This window comes from Salmonirosea aquatica (genome assembly GCF_009296315.1).
Lineage (GTDB): Bacteria > Bacteroidota > Bacteroidia > Cytophagales > Spirosomataceae > Salmonirosea > Salmonirosea aquatica.
This window is the reverse complement of record NZ_WHLY01000002.1, coordinates 4,926,360-4,946,478: the sequence shown is the minus strand read 5'-3', so window position 1 is coordinate 4,946,478 and position 20,119 is coordinate 4,926,360. Positions and strand designations below refer to the sequence as shown.

Genomic DNA, 20,119 nt, shown 5'->3' with positions numbered 1-20,119 from the left:
CCATCAAAAAGCAGAAGCCTCAGACTTAGTTGACTTTTGGGCAACAAAGCGGAAGAAATCACCAAAAATTAAATTTCAGATTTGGCAGTTGGAAAGGAATGTTCGTAATGGATCCTGACTTTGACGAGCCGTTGAATGATTTTAAGAAATATATGCAATGATTCAGCAAAATCTATTTTAATCTTTTTACTCTTTATGAAACTTACCCTTCTTATCCTTAGCATAGCCCTCGCCGCAACCGCCCAAGCCCAGCCATCTACCGCCCGCTTCTACGTCGGAACCGGCACCAAAGGGCCCGAGTCGGCCATTACGCTTTGTGAATTGAATCTGAAAGATGGTACCATGAGCATCGTCGATACCTTCCATAGCGTGCAGGGGCCGGGCTACGTCAGCCTGTCGCCCGATCAGAAGTACCTCTACTCCGTCAATCAGGACCATACCATTGCCGCCTTTGCGGTAGGCAAAGGGGGTACCCTCACCTATCTCGACAAGCAGCCCGCCGAGGGCGTCAATCCCTGTCATGTCTCGGTGCATCCTTCGGGCAAAATGGCCTTCCTGGCCAACTACACCAGCGGTACCTGGGCCGCCTATCCGATTGCCGCCAACGGCGGAGTCGAGGCGGCTTCGGCCACCTTCACCTTTACGGGTTCGGGGCCGGATAAATCGCGGCAGGAGAAGCCCCACGCCCACTGCGCCATGCCCTCACCCAATGGGAAGTACGTCTACATCAGCGACCTGGGTACCGACCGGCTGATGAACTACGTAGTGGATGCCAAAAGCGGAAAAGTATCGCCCAACCCGGCCCAGAACTACTTCTCGACCCAGCCGGGGGCGGGTCCGCGCCATCTGACTTTCCATCCCTCGGGAAGGTACCTCTACCTGCTCAACGAAATGAAAGCTACCCTGACCGTCTGCGCCGTGGATGCCAACGGCGTAGTGAAGGAAATCGAAACCGTAAATACCGTTCCGGCTGATTTTTCGGGCAAGAATACGGCCGCAGCGGTACACGTACACCCCAATGGTAAATTTGTCTACGCTTCCAACCGGGGCTACAACGCCATCCACGCCTACGAAATCCAGAAGGACGGATCACTCAAAAGCGCGGGCGAAGCGCGCGAAGGCATCAGTACGCCCCGTGATTTCAATTTCGATCCTTCGGGACGGTACATGGTCGTGGGGAATCAGACAACGAATGACCTGGTGGTGTACAAGGTAGACCCCAAAACCGGCGGCATGACCTTCCTGAGCAAGAGCATTTCTCTGAAAGATCCCATCTGTTTCGTCTTTCTGAAATAAGCTATTCTTATACGGCTCATTCGCTCGCCGCCGCCGGGTGATGCCAAAGCCCCGTACCAACCGGTACGGGGCTTTGGCATGAATGGATAGCGTGTATCTTTGCCCTTGCCGCTTCCAACAACACAACTCTCCGCACGAATGAACTACCACAATGCTACCCCCGACGAGGTATTTAAAAAATTAACCACCCAAAAGAATGGCCTCGCCCACGAAGAAGCCCGGAAACGGCTCGAAGAGTACGGGGCCAACGAACTGGAAGGAAAGTCCGGTAAGTCGATCGGACGCCTGATTCTGAATCAGTTTCTGGATGTCATGATCCTGATCCTGCTGGCCGCGGCCGTAGTTTCGGTGCTGGTGGGCGAAGCCACCGACGCTATTGTGATTCTGGTCATCGTGGTACTGAACGCCATCATCGGTTTTGTGCAGGAATACCGCGCCGAAAAGGCCATCGAAGCGCTCCGCTCGATGTCTGCTCCCGAAGCGCTTGTACGTCGGGACGGCACCGAAAAAAAAGTGGAAGCAATCGACCTGGTGCCGGGCGATGTAGTACTGCTGGAGGCGGGAAACCTGGTACCTGCCGACCTGCGGCTGTACGAAGCCGCGTCGCTCAAAATAGAAGAAGCCGCCCTCACGGGCGAGTCGGAAGCGGTCACTAAAAAGACGGAGGCCATTGCCGATGAAGATCCTCCCCTGGGCGACCGCTTCAACATGGCCTACAAGGGTACCCTCGTCAAGGACGGCCGGGCGGAAGGGATCGTGGTGGCCACCGGCATGAAAACCGAGATGGGGCGCATTGCACAGATGCTCGACGAAAGCGACAGCGAAACGCCTCTGCAAAAACGACTGGCCACCTTTGGCAAGCAACTCTCGCTGGGTGTCGTTGTGATCTGTGCGCTGCTGTATGGCGTGGGCCTGCTCCGGGGCGAAGACCCGCTCCGTATGTTACTGACGGCCATTTCGCTGGCGGTGGCAGCCATTCCCGAAGCCCTGCCGGCGGTGGTGACCATTGCCCTGGCATTGGGAGCCAAACGGATGGTCAAGCAAAACGCCCTGATCCGGCAACTGCCGGCGGTAGAGACCCTGGGTTCGGTGACGTACGTGTGTTCGGACAAAACCGGTACCATTACCCAAAACCAGATGACCGTACAGGAATTCTGGCAGCCCGAAGAGGTAGCCCTGCCCGAAGCGACCGAACTGACCAAAGAACAACTGCTCCTGCTGTGCATGGCTTTGAATCATGACGTCAAAAAAGATGAAGAGGGTACCTACCTGGGTGATCCTACGGAAATCGCTTTGGTGGAGTACGTCCGCCAGCAGGAAAGCTATCAGGAAGACTGGGCGACGCAGTACCCCCGGGCCGATGAGGTTCCCTTTGATTCGACCCGCAAGCGCATGACCACGATCCATGAGTTTGGCGACAGGTACCTGGTCATTACCAAAGGCGCTTCGGAAGCAATGGACGATGTTTCCGTGCAGGAAGCGGGGCCCATACTGAATCGGGCGGAACAACTGGCCCATCAGGGCATGCGGGTGATTTCGTATAGTTACAAGATTTTGGATAGTCTCCCAAAGGATCACAATCCTGACACCGCCGAGTCTGATTTGGACTTTGTGGGTATGGTGGCCATGATCGACCCACCCCGCGAGGCCGTGCAGGATGCGATCGCCGAGTGTTTCGACGCCGGTATTACGCCCGTGATGATTACCGGCGACCACCCGGCTACGGCTAAAGCCATTGCGACCAGGGTAGGTATACTGCGGAAGGAAAGCGACAAGGTAATTACCGGCAAAGAGTTGGCCAACCTATCCCCCGAGCAGTTCGAGCAGGAAGTGGAATCCATCAAAGTGTACGCGCGGGTATCCCCCGAACAAAAACTGAATATCGTAACGGCCCTTCAAAAAAGGCATCAGTTTGTGGCCATGACCGGCGATGGGGTCAACGATGCTCCGGCGTTGAAAAAGGCCAATATCGGTATCGCAATGGGTATTACGGGCACGGACGTGACCAAAGAGGCCTCCCACATGATTTTGCTGGACGATAACTTTGCCACTATTCTGAAGGCGGTGCGCGAGGGACGGCGGATATATGACAACATCCGGAAATTCATCAAGTACACGCTCACCAGCAACGCGGGTGAAATCTGGACTATTTTTCTGGCTCCTGTGCTAGGCCTTCCCATACCCTTATTACCTATCCATATTCTGTGGGTCAATCTGGTGACCGACGGGCTTCCGGGTTTGGCACTGGCGGCCGAGCCAGTGGAAAAAAACACCATGAAGCGGCCCCCGCACAACCCCAGGGCCGGCATTTTCGACCGGGCCCTTACGGTGCATATCGGCTGGGTCGGGGTACTCATCGGGGTAATTTGCCTGGGTACCCAGTATCTCGCGATGGAGCTGGACAATCCAAAATGGCGTACCATGGTGTTCACCGTACTTTCACTCAGCCAGCTTGGGCATGCGCTCGCCATCCGTAGCGGCACAGTGTCTCTGTTCCGGCAGGGGCTGGGCAGCAACTGGCAGCTTACCCTCGCCGTAGCATTCACAATTGCCTTACAATTGGCGGTCATTTATGTTCCTTTTTTGCAGGACTTATTCCATACCAAGGCGCTGGCTTGGCAGGAAATGGGTATCTGCTTGGCCGTGTCCAGCATAATCTTCTGGGCAGTAGAGATAGAGAAATGGATCAAGCGTAGCAGGGCGGTGATATAATTCTATCAATATGGAACGATTCTATCGATTTTGAGAGGATTGTCCTGCAATCACCTTTTTATACTTTCAGATACCGAAACTTTTTTGTAAGATTGATCCGTGGCCGCCATCCATATACTTTGCGGGATTCCGAGTAATCAGCAAAAACCCTAACCTAATATGTTCTCACGTCGATCATTTCTTGCTCAGGCGGGTACCGCCCTGACATTGCCCGCTTTCCTCAACTACGCCCAGGCGGAAGGAATCGAGGCAAACAACCGCCAGATCGTGGGTCAAACACCCCAGCAGGTCGCCGAAAACGAAGATTATTGGGCCTGGATCAAAAACGAATATACCGTATCCCCGAATCTGCTTAACCTGAACAATGGCGGGGTATGCCCACAACCGAAAGCTGTACAAGATGCCCACATCCGGTTCTATCAATATTGTAATGAGGCCCCCAGCTACTACATGTGGCGCGTGCTGGACCAGGGGCGCGAAGCACTCCGCGGCAAGCTGGCCGAACTGGCAGGCTGTGATGCCGAAGAACTGGCCATTAATCGGAATTCTACCGAAGGACTCAACACCATCATCTTTGGCTTGAACCTCAAAGCTGGCGATGAGGTAATCGTAACCAAGCAGGACTACCCGAACATGCTCAATGCCTGGAAGCAACGCGAAAAGCGGGAAGGCATCAAGCTTGTGTGGCTTAACTTTGACTTGCCTCAGGAGAACGACGCCTACTTTGTGGATAAATTCGTCAGCGCTTTTACGCCCAAGACCAAAGTTGTACACATCACCCACCTCATCAACTGGATCGGGCAGGTGCAACCAGTTCGTAAAATTGCCGACGAAGCCCACAAGCGGGGTATAGAGGTAATCGTGGACGGAGCCCATACGTTCGCTCACCTGGATTACAAAATTCCCGAGCTAGGCTGCGATTATTTCGCGACGAGCCTGCACAAATGGCTTTGCGCTCCCTTTGGCAGTGGATTGATGTATGTCAAAAAAGATAAAATCAAGGATGTGTGGGCGCTTTTATCCAGTCCCGAGCCCGATGGTACGGATATCCGTAAGTTCGAGAGTCTGGGTACCCGCTCCTTTGCTTCCGAAATGGCCATCGGTTCGGCGATTGATTTTCACAACGGTATAGGCAGTGCCCGTAAATTCGCCCGGTTGCATTATCTGCAAAGGTATTGGACCGACAAAGCGCGGCAAATGCCGGGAGTGACGATACACACCCCCAAAGATCCCAAATACAGCGGTGCCATAGCACTGGTTTCGGTGGAAGGCATGAAACCCACCGAGGTAGACAGCGCGCTGTTCACCAAAGCCAAAATTCATACCGTGGGTATTGTGTGGGAAAACATCAGTGGGGTACGTATAACACCCAATGTATACACCTCAATTAAAGATCTTGACCGACTGGTCAATACCCTTGATACCATTGCCGGTGAAGCCCGGAAAAAGCAAAAAAGCTGAGCGTCAGGCTCTTCAACAAATAAGGTACCCTGTTTAATTTCTAATCAAAATCATTCTAAATTTGTATAATTACACTCGCTATTTTCCCACCAAAATGGGATAAAGGTACGAACAGTCTCAACCGCATTTGTCTAATTGAATCTGTATCCGTTACCTGTATTAACAGTTGCTGAATGACCACTACACGCATTAAATGGAGCTTCGTGCTGCTCGGCGTTCTGGCTTTCCTTGCCTCTGCTGCTCTTATAGCGGATATTCCTTCTTTGGCAGCCGACGAGCGTCTCAAAGCCTTTTTATCCGGTGTTTTTGTCGCCGGAGCCCTCCTGCCCATTCTGGTTATGATCGTCATGGGATGGAGGACGACCGTGTCTAAAGACTCATCACAGAATCAGATGGATTTCATGTACAAAATGACCCATGAGCTTCAGACCCCCGTCTCGAGTATCAGCCTGGCCGCCGACATGCTGGCAACCCCCGCCGTGCAGAGATCGCCGGAACGTATTGGGAAATACGTCCGTATGGTCAAGGAAGAAAGCAACCGGATGCAGTGGCATATCGATAATGTGCTTCATATCGCCAAAGCCGAAAACCAGACTTTGCTGCTCCGGCTGGAAAAAATCCAGGTGAATGACCTGATCGAAAGTGTGGTGGAGCGCTACGGCCGGAAGATCTGCATGGAATTGGATGCGGAGGATTCCACCGCTATAGTAGACCGGCAGCATCTGGCCAACGTACTTCGCAATCTACTGGACAATGCCTTAAAGTACACGCCCGAGAATCCGCGTATCATTATCGCCACGCAACGACTCAACAATACCCTGGTCGTCAATGTACGTGACAACGGCATTGGCATTGCCGAAGAGGAGCAAAAGAAAATCTTCGACAATTTTTATCGGGTACCTAATAACACTTCCAATGTCAAAGGGTTTGGTCTTGGGCTCAGCTATGTCCAGCAAATTGCCCGTGCTCACCACTGGAACCTCGAACTCACAAGCCAGCCAGGGGTAGGTAGTGAGTTCAAGATTACGATTCCTGCAAAATCAGCGAATTAGCTGCTCGAATATCTCGTCCAGACGCGCCACCGGTTTTATCTCGATCGAATATTCCCGAATGTCCAGCCCCTTGGTGTTGTATTTGGATAAATAGATGGTCTCAAAGCCCAGTTTCTGCGCTTCGGCAATCCGGCTTTCGATGCGGTTCACGGCCCGTACTTCACCACCCAGCCCTACCTCGGCCGCAAAACATACTGAACCCGGCACGGGGATATCTTCATATGAAGAAACGATAGACGTCACGACGGCCAAATCCAGCGCGGGGTCGTCCACTTTGAGTCCTCCTGCGATATTCAGAAAAACGTCCTGAATCCCCAAGCGGAATCCACCCCGCTTTTCCAGCACCGCCAGAAGCATCTGCAATCGCTTGGCGTCGAAACCCGTGCTGCTACGCTGGGGGTACCATAGTTGGCCACGCTCACCAGCGACTGGATTTCGATCATCAACGGGCGGTTGCCTTCCAGCATGGAGCCGATGGTAATGCCGCTCAGAGGTTCGTCGCGCTGCGAAATCAGGATTTCCGACGGGTTGGTCACCTGGCGCAGGCCGGTACTCTGCATTTCGTAGATGCCCAGCTCGGAGGTACTCCCGAAGCGGTTTTTGGTCGTGCGCAGAATCCGGTAGGACGTATGCCGGTCGCCCTCGAATTGTAATACCGTATCCACCATATGTTCCAGCACTTTGGGCCCGGCCAGCGAGCCGTCTTTGGTGATGTGGCCGATCATGAAGGTAGGCGTATCGGTTTCCTTGGCGTACTTCATAAATTCGGCAGTACACTGCCGCACCTGCGACACGCTGCCCGCGCCCGTTTCGATGAGCGGCGACTGCATGGTCTGGATCGAATCCACGACGATGATGTCAGGATTCATTTCCTCGATTTGCCGGAAAATATTGGTGGTGGAGTTATCCGTAAGGATAAAGCAGCGATCGCTCTTGCTTTCCATGCGCTCGGCCCGCATCTTGATCTGCTGCTCCGATTCTTCGCCCGAAATGTAGAGTACCTTCTTATCCGAAAGCGTGAGGGCGATCTGCAACATGAGCGTAGACTTCCCGATGCCCGGCTCGCCCCCGATCAACACCAGCGAACCGGCCACAATGCCCCCGCCCAGTACGCGGTTCAGTTCGGCGTCCGTAGTGCGGGTACGGGGTTCCTGTTCGTATTTAATTTCGGCGATGGCCTTGGGACGGCTCGTCAGGGACACCGACTTCCAGACCACCGGACTGTTCTTATCTTCTTTCTCGATTAATTCTTCCACGAATGTATTCCACTCGCCGCAGGAAGGGCATTTACCCAGCCATTTGGGCGAATTGTGTCCACAATTCTGACAGAAATAGGCGGTTTTGATTTTGGCCATAGGGGTACTTTAACAATGGATTGTCTTTACGGTACGGTACTTAAAAGGCAACGACCGGGATACCATTTACTAAAAACAAACGTATCCCGGCTAAAAAAACAGGCTCCGCCGCATAGTCGTTCCAGTAGTTTCGTTATTAGTGGGAATGCTTTCGGCGAGGCGATTTTAATGCCTGGCGATTACCCGATTAAACAAATACACTGTCTAACAATCAAAGGCCAGTATTTAACAAACAAACCAATTCGCCATGAAAAACAAACGCCCCTTCGTTGCCCTATTGCTCTGCTGCCTGTTCAGCGTTACTTCGTCCTTCGCCCAAACCAAGGGATTCGCCTTTGGGGTCAAGGGAGGAGTGAATCTCTCCAAACTTTCCATGGGTAACTTACTCACAACCCGTTACGACAACAACGGGAATCCCTACCTGAACTACAACGGGCAGGAGGTACGGGACAATATCCAGGAAAGCATCGATAGCCGCACGGGCTTTGCCGGTGGGGTGTACGCCCGCTTCGGAAAGCACTTTTTCGTGCAGCCGGAAGTCTTGCTCTCCACTAAGGGGGGTACCTTCGACATCATCCGGAACGACGGGGATTTATCCACCAGGCAGCAGGTCAATGTAAAGTTCAGCAGCATTGATGTACCCCTGCTCTTCGGCCTGAAAGGCGGGCCTTTCCGCATCAACGCGGGCCCTATGGCTTCGTTCCGCGTCGGGGATAATCAGAAACTCAAAGACGCCTTCCATCAGTATACCTCGGGTAGCCTCAACGATGCCCTGTCGGAGGCGGTCTACGGCTATCAATTGGGCGCAGGACTCGACATTTTCGGGATCAGCCTCGATGTACGGCGTGAAGGTACCTTTACGGATTTGGCTACCTTCAAAGTCAACAACCAGGTCATCGGCAGCAATAGCAGCACCGTGCGCCAGAAGCTGACTTCATGGCAAGTAACCCTGGGCATTAAGTTGATTTGATTCTTTCGGTTAGCAGTAAAAAAGGTCCCTTGGTTCGCCGCCAGGGGACCTTTTTTACTTTTGTACTTACGTCTGTCTAGCTTAGTTCAGGTTGTAAAACCGCGCCGCGTTACCTCCCCAGATATTTTCCTTTTCGGTAGAGGTAAAGTTTTCTAGGTACCTTTCAAGTACCTGCTTCACCCGCTGATAATCACCCGCTACCAGGCAGACCGGCCAGTCGGAACCGAACAGCAGGCGATCTGTCCCGAAGGCCTCAAAGGCGACATCAAGATAGGGTACCAGCTGCTCGTAGGTCCAGGTACTCCAATCGGCCTCGGTGATGATACCCGAAATTTTACAGCACACATTTTCCTGGTCGGCCAGGGCTGTCAAGTCCTTTTTCCACGGTTCCAGCAGACCTTCCCGGATATAGGGCTTGGCCAGATGGTCCAGGACAAACGGCTGGTCGGCGCACTGCTGCACCAGCCTGAGCGCGTTGGGCAGGTGCTGGGGATAAATGAGAATGTCGTAGGTGAAACCGTAATCCCTCAGGGCCCTGACACCCGCTATGAAAGCAGGCCGCAGCATGAATGCCTCGTCCGGCTCTGCCTGCAACACGTGACGAAAACCCCGCAGGCGGGGCGCTTTTTGGTATTCGGCGAGTCTTTCGGCCAGATTCGGTGCCTGTAAGTCTGTCCAACCTACTACCCCTTTGATGAAGTCGTTTTCATTGGCTAATTGGAGCAAAAAGTCGGTTTCGGCGATTTCCTGGGCGGCCTGTACCGCCACGCAGCCATCCATCTGATTTTGCTCCAAGACCAATTTAAGATCCGAGGGCAGAAAATCCCGGCGGATGGCTTGCATTTCATCGGTGATCCACGCATCACGGACGGGATCAAAATGCCAGAAATGCTGATGGGCATCTATTTTCATAAGGTACTATAAAGAAACCCCCCGCTTCCAGGGAATGAAGTCGTCTTGCTGATTGAGCACGGCTTTCACGCTGGTTTCGCCGCTGGCTACCGAAATCACGTAATTCAGCAGCCGCTCACCCGCCGCGGCGATGCTCTCCCTACCTTCAATGATGGCGCCCGTGTCAAAATCCATAATGTCGTTCATTTTATTGTACAGCCGGGTGTTGCTGGCGACCTTCACAATGGGCGCAATCGGGTTGCCCGTTGGGGTACCTAGCCCCGTCGTAAACAGCACTACCGTAGCGCCGGCCCCTACCTCCGCCGTGGTAGACTCCACATCGTTGCCCGGTGTGCAGAGCAGCGTCAGGCCCGGTTTGGTGGCTTTTCCGGGATAGTCGACCACATCGACCACGGGTGAGGTACCCCCCTTTTTGGCCGCTCCGGCCGACTTGATGGCATCGGTGATGAGACCGTCCTTGATGTTGCCGGGAGAGGGATTCATGTCAAAGCCCGAGCCGGCGGCCGTAGCCCGCTGACTGTAGGTAGCCATCAGGTGCGCAAAGTGCTCGGCCGTAGGACGATCCACACAACGATCGGCCAGATTCTGCTCAACACCGCACAATTCGGGAAATTCGGACAGGATCACTTTTCCGCCCAGGGCTACCAGCATATCGGAGAAATAGCCCAGCGTGGGGTTGGCCGAAATACCCGAAAAACCATCCGAACCGCCGCATTCCAGTCCCACGCACAGTTTTGATAAAGGTACCTCCGTGCGCTCGCAACGATTGGCCTCCTTTAAGCCAAGCAGTGTCTGTTTCAGGGCCAGATCCATCACCTGCTCTTCGTTGCCCAAAGTCTGGTGGTTGAGTATGTGCACAGGGCGGTCGAAGCCCGGCGCCCGTTTTTCTATTTCCTCACGCAAGGTCGTTTCTTCGGCATTCTGACAACCCAGGCTCAGCACGGTGGCACCGGCCACATTGGGGTGCGTAATGTACCCCGCCAGCAGACCACACAGCGCCCGGGCATCCTGCCGGGTACCTCCGCAGCCCATCTGATGGGTAATAAATTTAATGCCATCCACATTTGGAAATACCGGCGAAACAGGCTTTGTCTTGGTCACCAGCGGCATTTCTTCGCCCAGCAGCAGATCATCCTGTCCGCTCTGTAGCATAGCCAATATTTTTTCTACCTTATGCTGGTAGGGCGTGGCCACTTCGTAGCCCAGGGCGCGGGTAAGCGCCTCTTTCAGAATGCCTACGTTGCGGTTTTCACAAAATACCAGAGGTACCACCAGCCAGTAATTGGCCGTACCCACGCTGCCGTCGCTGCGCTGGAAACCCTTGAAGGTAGCCTGTGCATACTTCGACACATCGGGTGGAGTCCAGTCATAGCGGCTTTCCCGCACGGCCAGGGGTGTGGCCGCATGCTTCGTATTGAAGGTGGTAAGCCAGCTACCCCGCCTAATCTCACTCTGCGCTTTGCCTACCAGTACCCCGTACATATGGATTTCCTCGCCGGGGGCAAAAGTATGGGCCGCGAACTTGTGTTTAGCCGGAATGGCTTCGGTCAGGGTGTATGTTTCGCCATCCAGTTCGACTTCCTCTCCCGCTTCGAGGTCGGTCAGGGCCACGATCACGTCATCGCCGGGATGGACTTTCACGATTTTATTCACTGCTTATCTGGTTTGAATATTTTCGAATTGATTTAGTTAGGGTACCTTAATCCTGTAAAATTACCACTTCCTACCTTGGAAAAGCTGGTCAGGGTAGCTCGAAAATCTTTTCCATGAACACCCATTTCTCACCCGGCTTGGCCCCCGGCACGGCCTGCTGAAAATCCCACATCAGGTTTTCCCATTTCTGGGTTTCAGGGTCCCGGCGGTTCATCTCATCCATGCGCTCAAAGGTGAAGTCATCGTGTACTTCCATGAACATGCACATCCGGGTACCGAACAGGTAAATTTCCATGCGTTCGACCCCCGTAGCCCGGATGTGCCGGTTGATGCCTGGCCACTGATTCTCGGGAGCATGGTGTTCTTTATATTTTTCGATCAGGGCGGGGTCGTCCTTCAAGTCGAGGGTCAGGCAATAGCGCTTCATAGGCTGGTTTTCAAAGAGAGACGATGTTTTGACGGGAATCACCCGGTCTCTTTGTCAAAGTAGCAAATGTCCGAACTTTACCTTTCGGAAATACTGGTTTGCCGCGCAATTTTTCCCTGAACCCACGGTTTCTCCATCCCCTCAGAAACAAAACAAGCAGCTATCGTTCTAGCGACAGCTGCTGTTTAGCGATTTAACCCACTAAAAATGAAGTTCTTTTGGCCGTTTCGGCAGTCTAGGCGCTAATGCGGGTTTCGACCTGATCGAGGATTTCGGCTATTTCTTTGATTTTCCGACGCGACACCATGGCCTGTTTACCACACGACATCCGGATTACCCGGTCGTCGTCCAAGCGCTCGGCGATATAGTCGGTATTGATAATGAACGATTTGTGCACCCGCAGGAAGCTTTCGTCGAGGTGTTCGGTCAGAGATTTCAAAGTCCGGGACACCAGATAACGCTTGCCGCGGCAGGTATAGATGAATGTATAATTTCCCTCTCCTTCAAGACAGGTGATATCCCCGGGCTTCAGCCAAAGTGTTTGATTGAGCAAATGGACCGCGATTTCCGATGCTTCAAAGGGTTTGGCGAATTCAGAAATACTACTGATCGAGTAATTGGAAAAGGTTTTCATAAGTCTTAGTATGTTATGGTTTTAAGGAATCGATGGATCAAATTTAGCCCATGGTACCTTCCAAAAAAAGTACGTAGAAATACCTATTCCATCATAACAACATCATTATCAGTATTTTAAAAACAAGGCCTCGCTAAAAAGGCGTAACGCCACTTGGTAAAACACGTAGTTCTACGTATTGCTAAATTGGAATAAATTCGGGTGGTTTTACCCTGCTCCTGCATCGGAAATAATTTTTACCCAGCGATAGCCCCGGCAAGCCGTACAAACATTTCCTATCTTTGCTCCCTGTTTATCCCAATCTGATCGCTTTTTTATTTGTATATGATTACCGAACAAGTACACGCGTTGCTAACTGAAATTGATCAGTCGGAGGTCGCCAGCCCAGAACAGCTGGAAACCTTCCGCCTGCGATACCTGAGCAAAAAGGGAGTGGTCACCGCGTTGTTTGAACAACTGAAGCAGATCGAACCCGAACAGCGTCGTGCAGTGGGACAGGAGTTGAACAAACTAAAAAACCGGGCTCAGGAGCGCTTTCAGGAGTTCGGCCAGCGGCTGGAAGCTTCGGGACCCATGTCAGCAGGACCGACGGTAGACCTCACCCTACCCGTGGTACCCAACCAATTGGGCAGCCTGCATCCGCTCACGATCGTACGCCGGCGCATCATCGAAATATTCGAGCGGATTGGTTTCAATGTAGCCTACGGTCCCGAAATAGAAACCGACTGGTATAATTTCGGCGCGCTCAATTTTCCCGACAATCACCCTGCCCGCGAAATGCAGGATACCTTCTTTATTGAAAAAAACGGTGGACCCGTGCGGGATGATGTGCTGCTACGTACGCACACTTCCAATGTACAGGTACGGCTGATGGAGCACAAGCGCCCTCCGATTCGTTCCATTATGCCGGGACGCGTGTTTCGCAATGAGGCCATATCGGCGCGGGCGCACTGCGTGTTCCACCAGGTGGAAGGGCTTTATGTCGATACGAATGTAAGTTTCCGGGACTTGAAGGATACCCTGTATCATTTCGCCAAGGAAATGTTTGATAAGGACTCCCAGATCAGGCTTCGTCCTTCGTACTTTCCTTTCACGGAGCCAAGCGCCGAGATTGACGTTTCCTGTTTTATCTGTAAGGGAGCGGGCTGCAATGTTTGTAAGTATTCGGGTTGGGTCGAAATCGCGGGTTCGGGAATGGTAGACCCGGCCGTACTCTCCAATTGCGGCATCGACCCCGAGGAATTTACGGGCTTTGCCTTTGGCATGGGCATCGAGCGAATCACCATGCTGCGCTACGGCATTAAAGATTTACGCCTGTTCACCGAAAACGATGTCCGGTTTTTAGGTCAGTTTAAGGGAGCGTGAAGGAAGGGGCAAAGTAGCATAGTGACAAAGGCACTAAGACACAAAGTCTTTGGAAACAGGAAGCTAATCGTACAAAGCTACCCTATCCCCTACAAGCAAGAACTCAGCTTTCAGAAAGAATCTAGGAAGTCCAAAGTGGGGTACCATGAGGTACCCCACTTTGGACTTCCTTTTAAAACCTCGTTTCCAGATAATGAGGCAGCATCCGGTGCCACACCCACCACTCGTGCGGCATATCGGCCCCCCAAATGTCCAGCTCATGGGGCACGTATTTGCTCTGTAGAATTCCCGAAATATGGCGGGCTGAGTTCGGATCCTCATAAGCTCCCGACCCTGACACCAAATGAATGTGCCGGCTTTGGCGGTAAAGGTCCAGATGCCACTCTGCGTTGAGATTGCGTAGATAGTGAGCGGGTGAATTGAAATATACGTTGTCGTCGTAGTAGCCCCGGGTATAGACACTGAGATCATAACAGCCACTCATGGCCAACACCCCATGAATGATGTCCGGGTGTTTGAAGAAGAGATTGGCCGCATTCAGAGCACCAAACGAAACGCCACAAGTAATAATCGGAGTTTCGGGGCTGGTGGTCTCCCGCACAAAAGGAATTACCTCCCGCACGATATAATCATTATAATGCTGGTGTCGAACGGCCTGATCGTAGCCGTGCATGTAGTCGTTGAGCCAGCTTTCGCTGTTGATACTTCCAACGCAGTATACTTTGACTTTGCCTGATTCGATGAAAGGCCGGATCGTTTCGATCAATCCGTAACGTTCGTATTCAAGGTAATCGGAAGCAGCTGTGGGAAACATGAGCAACGCCGTACCATAATGGCCATACACGGCCACGCTCATATTCTTATTCAATGAAGGGCTATACCATTCCGTAATATCTCGCTGCATACTGTGTAATTAAACGTAGAGGAAACCTGCTTTTTTGATTTGGACGATCGGAGCCGGACAAGAGTCCGGGTATCGGTATATTCATCCAAACAGAATCATAAAGACTATTCCAGCTTGATGTGTTTTGTTATAGTAAACCCTTGTTTAATGATATTTTGTATTATAGCCTTTTATTGGCTAGTCTACATTGCCCATACGCACGTCACATCAAAGATACTTTTTTCTCGCAATTCTCAAAATAATACAATTTTAATACCTGTTTTTCTTTTTAAAATTATAAGAACCTGCATCCAAAATACGATTCTGAGGTACCTTTGGTCACTTGGTGTAACAGTTTACAGCAGCTGATCGAAATGGCTGGACAAGGAATGACGTATTGACAGTAGCTGGGGAATTATTGATACAATACGCGCCAAAATTTCCGATTTCAGGCTAAGGTACATCCTTTTATATAATAGAACTATATAATTCATATTGTATAGTAAATAGTCAAAACTAAGGATCAGCAGTCATGAACTTTAACCAATATACTTTAAAAGCGCAGGAGGTGATCCAGCAGGCGGCACAGATCGCCCAGGCAAACCAGCAACAGGCCGTTGAAACCGGCCACGTCCTGCAAGCTATTTTGCATGAGGACGTCAACACATCCACTTTTCTGATGAAGAAACTGGATGTGAATCAGACAGTACTCGAACAAGCCCTGGAGGCCATTGTAAAGGGCTACCCCAAGGTAAGCGGAGCACAGACCTACCTGGGCACGGATCTAACCAATGCCCTGAATAAGGCCCAGACTTACCTGAAAGAATTTGGTGACGAATTCGTCAGCATCGAACTGATACTTCTCGGTCTGGTCTCCGGGAAAGATTCGGTGGCTCAGTTGATGAAAGACGCCGGATTTAAGGAAAAAGAATTGAAACAAGCTATCAAGGAACTTAGAGGTAAAAATAATCCTGTGAAAGATCAAAACGCCGAAGCAAAATACCGTTCTCTCGAACGTTACAGTAAAAACCTGAATGAATTGGCGCAAGCCGGAAAGATCGACCCCGTAATCGGACGTGACGAAGAGATTCGCCGCGTGCTGCAAATCCTGAGCCGTCGTACCAAGAACAACCCGATCCTGCTTGGTGAGCCGGGCGTGGGTAAGACGGCCATTGTGGAAGGACTGGCCCAGCGCATCGTGCAGGGCGACGTACCCGAAAACCTGAAATCAAAAATTATCGCCTCGCTCGATATGGGCCTGCTGATTGCAGGTGCCAAGTATAAAGGCGAATTTGAAGAGCGTTTGAAAGCAGTTATTAAGGAAGTCACTGACTCGGAAGGAGAAATCATTCTGTTCATCGACGAAATCCACACCCTCATCGGAGCGGGCGGCGGCGGTGAAAGTGCCATGGATGCCGCCAACCTGCTGAAGCCTGCGCTGGCCCGGGGCGAACTACATGCCATTGGGGCTACTACTCTGAAAGAGTACCAGAAGTACATGGAGAAGGATAAAGCCCTTGAGCGCCGGTTCCAGGCGGTAATGGTGGACGAACCTTCTGTGCCCGACGCCATCAGCATCCTGCGGGGGATAAAAGATAAATATGAACTACACCACGGGGTACGTGTGCAGGACGACGCGGTGATAGCCGCCGTAGAATTATCCAATCGGTACATCAGCGACCGGTTTCTGCCTGACAAGGCCATCGACCTCATGGACGAGGCGGCCGCCAAACTTCGCCTGGAAATGGACAGCGTACCTGAAGAATTGGATGAGTTGAACCGCCGCATCATGCAGTTGGAGATCGAGCGTGAAGCGATTCGCCGGGAAGACAACCGCGAAAAGGAAACGGTGTTGAACAAGGAGATTGCCGACCTGAGCGAAGAACGTGATGCCCTGAAAGCCGAATGGGAAAACGAGAAAGGTGCCGTGAACGAGATCCGGTCTCTGAAAGAGTCCGTAGATCAACTTCGCCTGGAAGCCGAGCAGGCCGAGCGGGCCGGAGACTTTGGTAAGGTTGCCGAGATCCGCTACGGGCGCATTCCCGAAGCTCAGCAAAAACTGGATACCTTACAAAAATCAGAAGGTGACCGTCGCCTGATGCAGGAAGAAATCGGCGCCGAGGATATCGCCGAAGTAGTGGCTAAATGGACGGGAATTCCCGTTCAGAAAATGCTCCAGAGTGACCGTGAGAAACTTCTGCACCTGGAAGATCGGCTGCACCAGCGCGTAGCCGGACAAAACGAGGCCATTGAGGTAGTATCAGACGCTGTGCGCCGGAGTCGGGCGGGTCTGCAGGACGCCAAGCGGCCCATAGGTAGCTTTCTGTTCTTGGGACCGACGGGGGTAGGTAAAACCGAATTGGCCAAAACGCTGGCCGAGTACCTTTTCAACGACGAAAACGCCATCGTACGCATCGATATGAGCGAGTACCAGGAGCGCCACGCTGTCAGTCGCCTCGTGGGAGCGCCTCCGGGCTACGTGGGCTATGATGAAGGCGGGCAACTGACCGAAGCAGTGCGCCGGAAACCGTACAGTGTGATTCTGCTGGATGAGATCGAGAAGGCCCATCCTGACGTGTGGAATATCCTGCTACAGGTACTTGACGAAGGCCGCCTGACCGACAACAAGGGTAGGGTCGCCAACTTTAAGAATACGATCATCATTATGACCTCCAACATAGGTAGCCATATCATTCAGGAGAAGTTTGCCGAAGATGAGGGTTGGAACCACAGTCTGATTATCGAAGAAGCCAAGCAGGCCGTGCTGGACTTACTGAAAGCCTCCGTACGACCTGAATTTCTCAACCGCATCGACGAAATCGTGCTCTTTGAACCGCTGACCCAACAGAATATCCGCAAGATCGTGGACATTCAGTTCAAGGGAATCCAGAAAATGCTGGCCGAGCAGGGTATTACACTCGATGCTACGGATGACGCCCTAAGCAAACTCGGGGAGGAAGGTTTCGATCCAGCATTCGGAGCCCGCCCACTCAAACGGGTACTGCAACGTCGCATTCTGAACGAACTGTCCAAAGGAATCCTCAGCGGGCAGGTAGCCAAAGATGCCGTCATCATGATGGAACTGGACGATAACGGCGAGATTTCCTTCGAAAACGTCAGCGGGGGCGTGGAGATTTAACCGTCGTTCTATCAATTCATTGCAAGGACAGGCTTCCTACGGGGAGGTCTGTTCTTTTTTGCTTTTATCTCAGCAGGGCGGTGCGGTGGCACGTGATTTTTACCTACCCTTATTAATCAACAAACTGATGATATCATGGAAAATGCATTGGATAAAATGAAAGTGGCGATTTTGGTTACCGATGGCTTCGAGCAGGTAGAACTGACCGAGCCTCGGGATGTGTTGAACCATCAGGGGGCCACCACGCACATCGTATCGCCCCAGAAAGATTCGGTAAAAGGCTGGAACCACAAGGAATGGGGCGAGACTTTCAAGGTGGATGTACCTCTGGAGAGCGCCCGTCCCGACTACTATGACGCGCTGCTGCTTCCGGGTGGCGTTATGAACCCTGATTCACTTCGTACCGACAAGCAGGCCGTAGAATTTGTAAAAGCGTTTTTTGAAGCGGGCAAGCCCGTAGCTGCCATTTGTCACGGTCCACAGATGCTCATTGAAGCAGGCGTGGCCGATGGGCGCAAACTTACCTCCTACCCTTCGCTGCAGACCGACCTCAAAAACGCCGGAGCCCAGTGGGTAGATCAGGAAGTGGTGGTGGAAAATGGCCTGGTCACGAGCCGCAAACCCGATGACCTGCCGGCTTTCAACAAGGCTATGGTGCAGGAATTCAGCAAACAGGTCGTCGTCGATAGCCACGTTTAAGGGTACCTTACCTTTTTATAAACGGGGCCCTACCTTGATGGTAGGGCCCCGTTTTGGTCTGCATTCAGCCCGAAGCGCCTTTCGATTTCTTATCCAGCATTTTTGCCCAATCGATAAACTCTTCGTACCGTTTTTCATACGCCTGATGATGGGCGGCATTGGGTTTGAAGATGTGGCTGATTTGGGTAAAATCTTTCGCGTCGGCGAAATCTTTAATATGTCCCAGCGCCTTCAAGCCCATCAGCGCTGCGCCCACCGAACCCGTTTCGACCGTATCGTTCAGGTTAACTGTGATGCCAAAAATATCAGCCAGCATTTGCACCCAGATTTTACTCTTGGCGAATCCGCCATTGGCATATATGGCCTTCACCTCATGCTTCTCAATCAGCACTTTCCCGATACTGAGCAGATTCAGCAGGATACCTTCCATAACCGCCCGTACAAAATGGGCCGGTGTGTGGTGAATGTCCAGGCCTACGAATCCACCCCGTACGGTGGAGTTCCAGAGGGGAGCCCGCTCGCCCAGCAGGTAGGGCAGGCACAGCAATCCGTCCGACCCGATGGCTACATCAGCCGCTTGCCTAAATAAAGTCTCGTAATCCGTTTCATCAAAAAAATGGTCTTTCAACCATTCGAAAATGACCGCTCCATTGTTAGACGCCCCGCCGATGACGTAGGTACCCTCGTCCAGAATATAGCAGAATGTCCGCATCTCAGGATCGGCATAAGCCTCAGGTGCACTCACCCGCACGGCTCCGCTTGTACCGACGGTGACCGCCATAGTACCCGGCACAATCGCCCCGCTGCCCAGATTGGCCAGACAGCCATCACTTGCCCCCATGATCAGAGGGGTACCTTCGGGCAACCCCAGGGCGTTGTCGGCGGCCAGCTCTTCGGTATGGTAGGGCGAAACTGGCTCGGAGAGTCGATCGGCGGTCAGATGCAGGTACTTCAGCGTATAATCGTCCCAGGTCGACTTGCGGATATTGAACAGGCCCGTCGCCGAAGCTATGGAATAATCGATCAGGTACTTACCCGTTAGCTTAAACACCACGTACTCCTTGATCCCTACGAAGCGAGCGGCTTCCTTGAACAATTTGGGATCGTTTTCCCGCAGCCATAGCAGCTTACACACGGGAGCCATGGCGTGGATGGGGGTACCATTGTTCTTATAGATTCTCTTTCCCTCGGCCGTTCCGCGTAGGGCGTTTGCCACAGAAGCACTACGGTTGTCGGCCCAGATGATCGAATGGCTCAGCGGCTTTCCCTCAGCATCCAGGGCAATCAGGCTATGCATGGCCGCGCTGAATGATAGCCCCAGCGCCTCGCCGTGCGGTCGGCATTTCTTGACCACCGTTTGAATACAGTATTCTACTGCCCGCACGATTTCTTCGGGGTCCTGCTCGCTCCAGTCGGGATGAGGATGGTACATGGGATACTCTTCGCTATGATCGCCCAGAATCTCGCCCTGCCGGGTAAAGGCCACGGCCTTCACGTTTGTAGTACCAATGTCCGCGCCGATGATGTAAGCCATATGTTAGATTTGAGATAGGAGATATGA

General features: G+C 52.4%; 15 protein-coding genes and 1 pseudogene. 9 read left to right on the top strand and 7 right to left on the bottom strand.

Features of this window, described 5'->3' with window-relative positions:
* Positions 1 to 29 precede the first annotated feature (29 nt).
* The 5 genes from GBK04_RS21545 (at position 30) to GBK04_RS21525 (ending at position 6,521) form a co-directional block, all read left to right on the top strand.
* A complete protein-coding gene (locus GBK04_RS21545; RefSeq protein ID WP_152763278.1) occupies positions 30 to 161 on the top strand; it encodes a DUF2281 domain-containing protein in 132 nt (43 codons plus the stop codon).
* A 34-nt stretch (positions 162 to 195) separates the two neighbouring features.
* Entirely contained in the window at positions 196 to 1,296 is a 1,101-nt protein-coding gene (locus tag GBK04_RS21540) for a lactonase family protein (protein ID WP_152763276.1), read from the top strand.
* A gap of 138 nt (positions 1,297 to 1,434) precedes the next feature.
* Positions 1,435 to 4,008: a cation-translocating P-type ATPase gene (locus tag GBK04_RS21535; RefSeq protein WP_152763274.1), complete on the top strand. Its 2,574-nt coding sequence runs from the start codon at positions 1,435 to 1,437 to the stop codon at positions 4,006 to 4,008.
* 159 nt (positions 4,009 to 4,167) lie between these two features.
* The gene (locus GBK04_RS21530; RefSeq protein ID WP_152763272.1) at positions 4,168 to 5,469 is read left to right on the top strand and encodes an aminotransferase class V-fold PLP-dependent enzyme; all 1,302 of its coding nucleotides are present in this window, start codon (positions 4,168 to 4,170) and stop codon (positions 5,467 to 5,469) included.
* 173 nt (positions 5,470 to 5,642) lie between these two features.
* On the top strand, positions 5,643 to 6,521 hold the full coding sequence (locus GBK04_RS21525; RefSeq protein WP_152763270.1) for a sensor histidine kinase: 879 nt from the start codon (positions 5,643 to 5,645) through the stop codon (positions 6,519 to 6,521).
* Here GBK04_RS21525 and radA read toward each other — a convergent pair.
* Positions 6,510 to 7,876: pseudogene (gene radA, locus GBK04_RS21520) on the bottom strand (DNA repair protein RadA). The gene GBK04_RS21525 and the pseudogene radA sit on opposite strands and share 12 nt — an antisense overlap.
* A 247-nt stretch (positions 7,877 to 8,123) precedes the next feature.
* Between radA and GBK04_RS21515 the strand changes: the two are divergent.
* Positions 8,124 to 8,846: a porin family protein gene (locus GBK04_RS21515; protein ID WP_152763268.1), complete on the top strand. Its 723-nt coding sequence runs from the start codon at positions 8,124 to 8,126 to the stop codon at positions 8,844 to 8,846.
* An 81-nt stretch (positions 8,847 to 8,927) separates the two neighbouring features.
* Here GBK04_RS21515 and GBK04_RS21510 read toward each other — a convergent pair whose 3' ends face one another.
* From GBK04_RS21510 to GBK04_RS21495, 4 genes are all read right to left on the bottom strand, one after another.
* A complete protein-coding gene (locus GBK04_RS21510) occupies positions 8,928 to 9,758 on the bottom strand; it encodes an amidohydrolase family protein (protein ID WP_152763266.1) in 831 nt (276 codons plus the stop codon).
* Positions 9,759 to 9,764: 6 nt separating this feature from the next.
* On the bottom strand, positions 9,765 to 11,411 hold the full coding sequence (locus tag GBK04_RS21505; protein ID WP_373331193.1) for a UxaA family hydrolase: 1,647 nt from the start codon (positions 11,409 to 11,411) through the stop codon (positions 9,765 to 9,767).
* Positions 11,412 to 11,499: 88 nt separating this feature from the next.
* On the bottom strand, positions 11,500 to 11,838 hold the full coding sequence (locus GBK04_RS21500) for an L-rhamnose mutarotase (RefSeq protein ID WP_152763264.1): 339 nt from the start codon (positions 11,836 to 11,838) through the stop codon (positions 11,500 to 11,502).
* Between the two features lie 235 nt (positions 11,839 to 12,073).
* A complete protein-coding gene (locus tag GBK04_RS21495) occupies positions 12,074 to 12,472 on the bottom strand; it encodes a LytR/AlgR family response regulator transcription factor (RefSeq protein WP_152763262.1) in 399 nt (132 codons plus the stop codon).
* Between the two features lie 324 nt (positions 12,473 to 12,796).
* On the opposite strand from GBK04_RS21495, the gene pheS reads away from it, so the two are divergent.
* On the top strand, positions 12,797 to 13,837 hold the full coding sequence (gene pheS / locus GBK04_RS21490; RefSeq protein ID WP_152763260.1) for a phenylalanine--tRNA ligase subunit alpha: 1,041 nt from the start codon (positions 12,797 to 12,799) through the stop codon (positions 13,835 to 13,837).
* 172 nt (positions 13,838 to 14,009) lie between these two features.
* On the opposite strand, the gene GBK04_RS21485 is transcribed toward pheS, so the two are convergent.
* Positions 14,010 to 14,741: an esterase family protein gene (locus GBK04_RS21485; RefSeq protein WP_152763258.1), complete on the bottom strand. Its 732-nt coding sequence runs from the start codon at positions 14,739 to 14,741 to the stop codon at positions 14,010 to 14,012.
* Between the two features lie 511 nt (positions 14,742 to 15,252).
* Here GBK04_RS21485 and clpB point away from each other — a divergent pair.
* Positions 15,253 to 17,859 (top strand): ATP-dependent chaperone ClpB, encoded by a 2,607-nt coding sequence (clpB, locus tag GBK04_RS21480; RefSeq protein ID WP_152763256.1) that lies wholly within the window; start codon positions 15,253 to 15,255, stop codon positions 17,857 to 17,859.
* A gap of 135 nt (positions 17,860 to 17,994) precedes the next feature.
* Positions 17,995 to 18,558 (top strand): type 1 glutamine amidotransferase domain-containing protein, encoded by a 564-nt coding sequence (locus GBK04_RS21475; protein ID WP_152763254.1) that lies wholly within the window; start codon positions 17,995 to 17,997, stop codon positions 18,556 to 18,558.
* Positions 18,559 to 18,622: 64 nt separating this feature from the next.
* On the opposite strand, the gene GBK04_RS21470 is transcribed toward GBK04_RS21475, so the two are convergent.
* Positions 18,623 to 20,092, bottom strand: coding sequence for a gluconokinase (locus GBK04_RS21470; protein ID WP_152763252.1), 1,470 nt, complete (start codon positions 20,090 to 20,092; stop codon positions 18,623 to 18,625).
* Positions 20,093 to 20,119 lie beyond the last annotated feature (27 nt).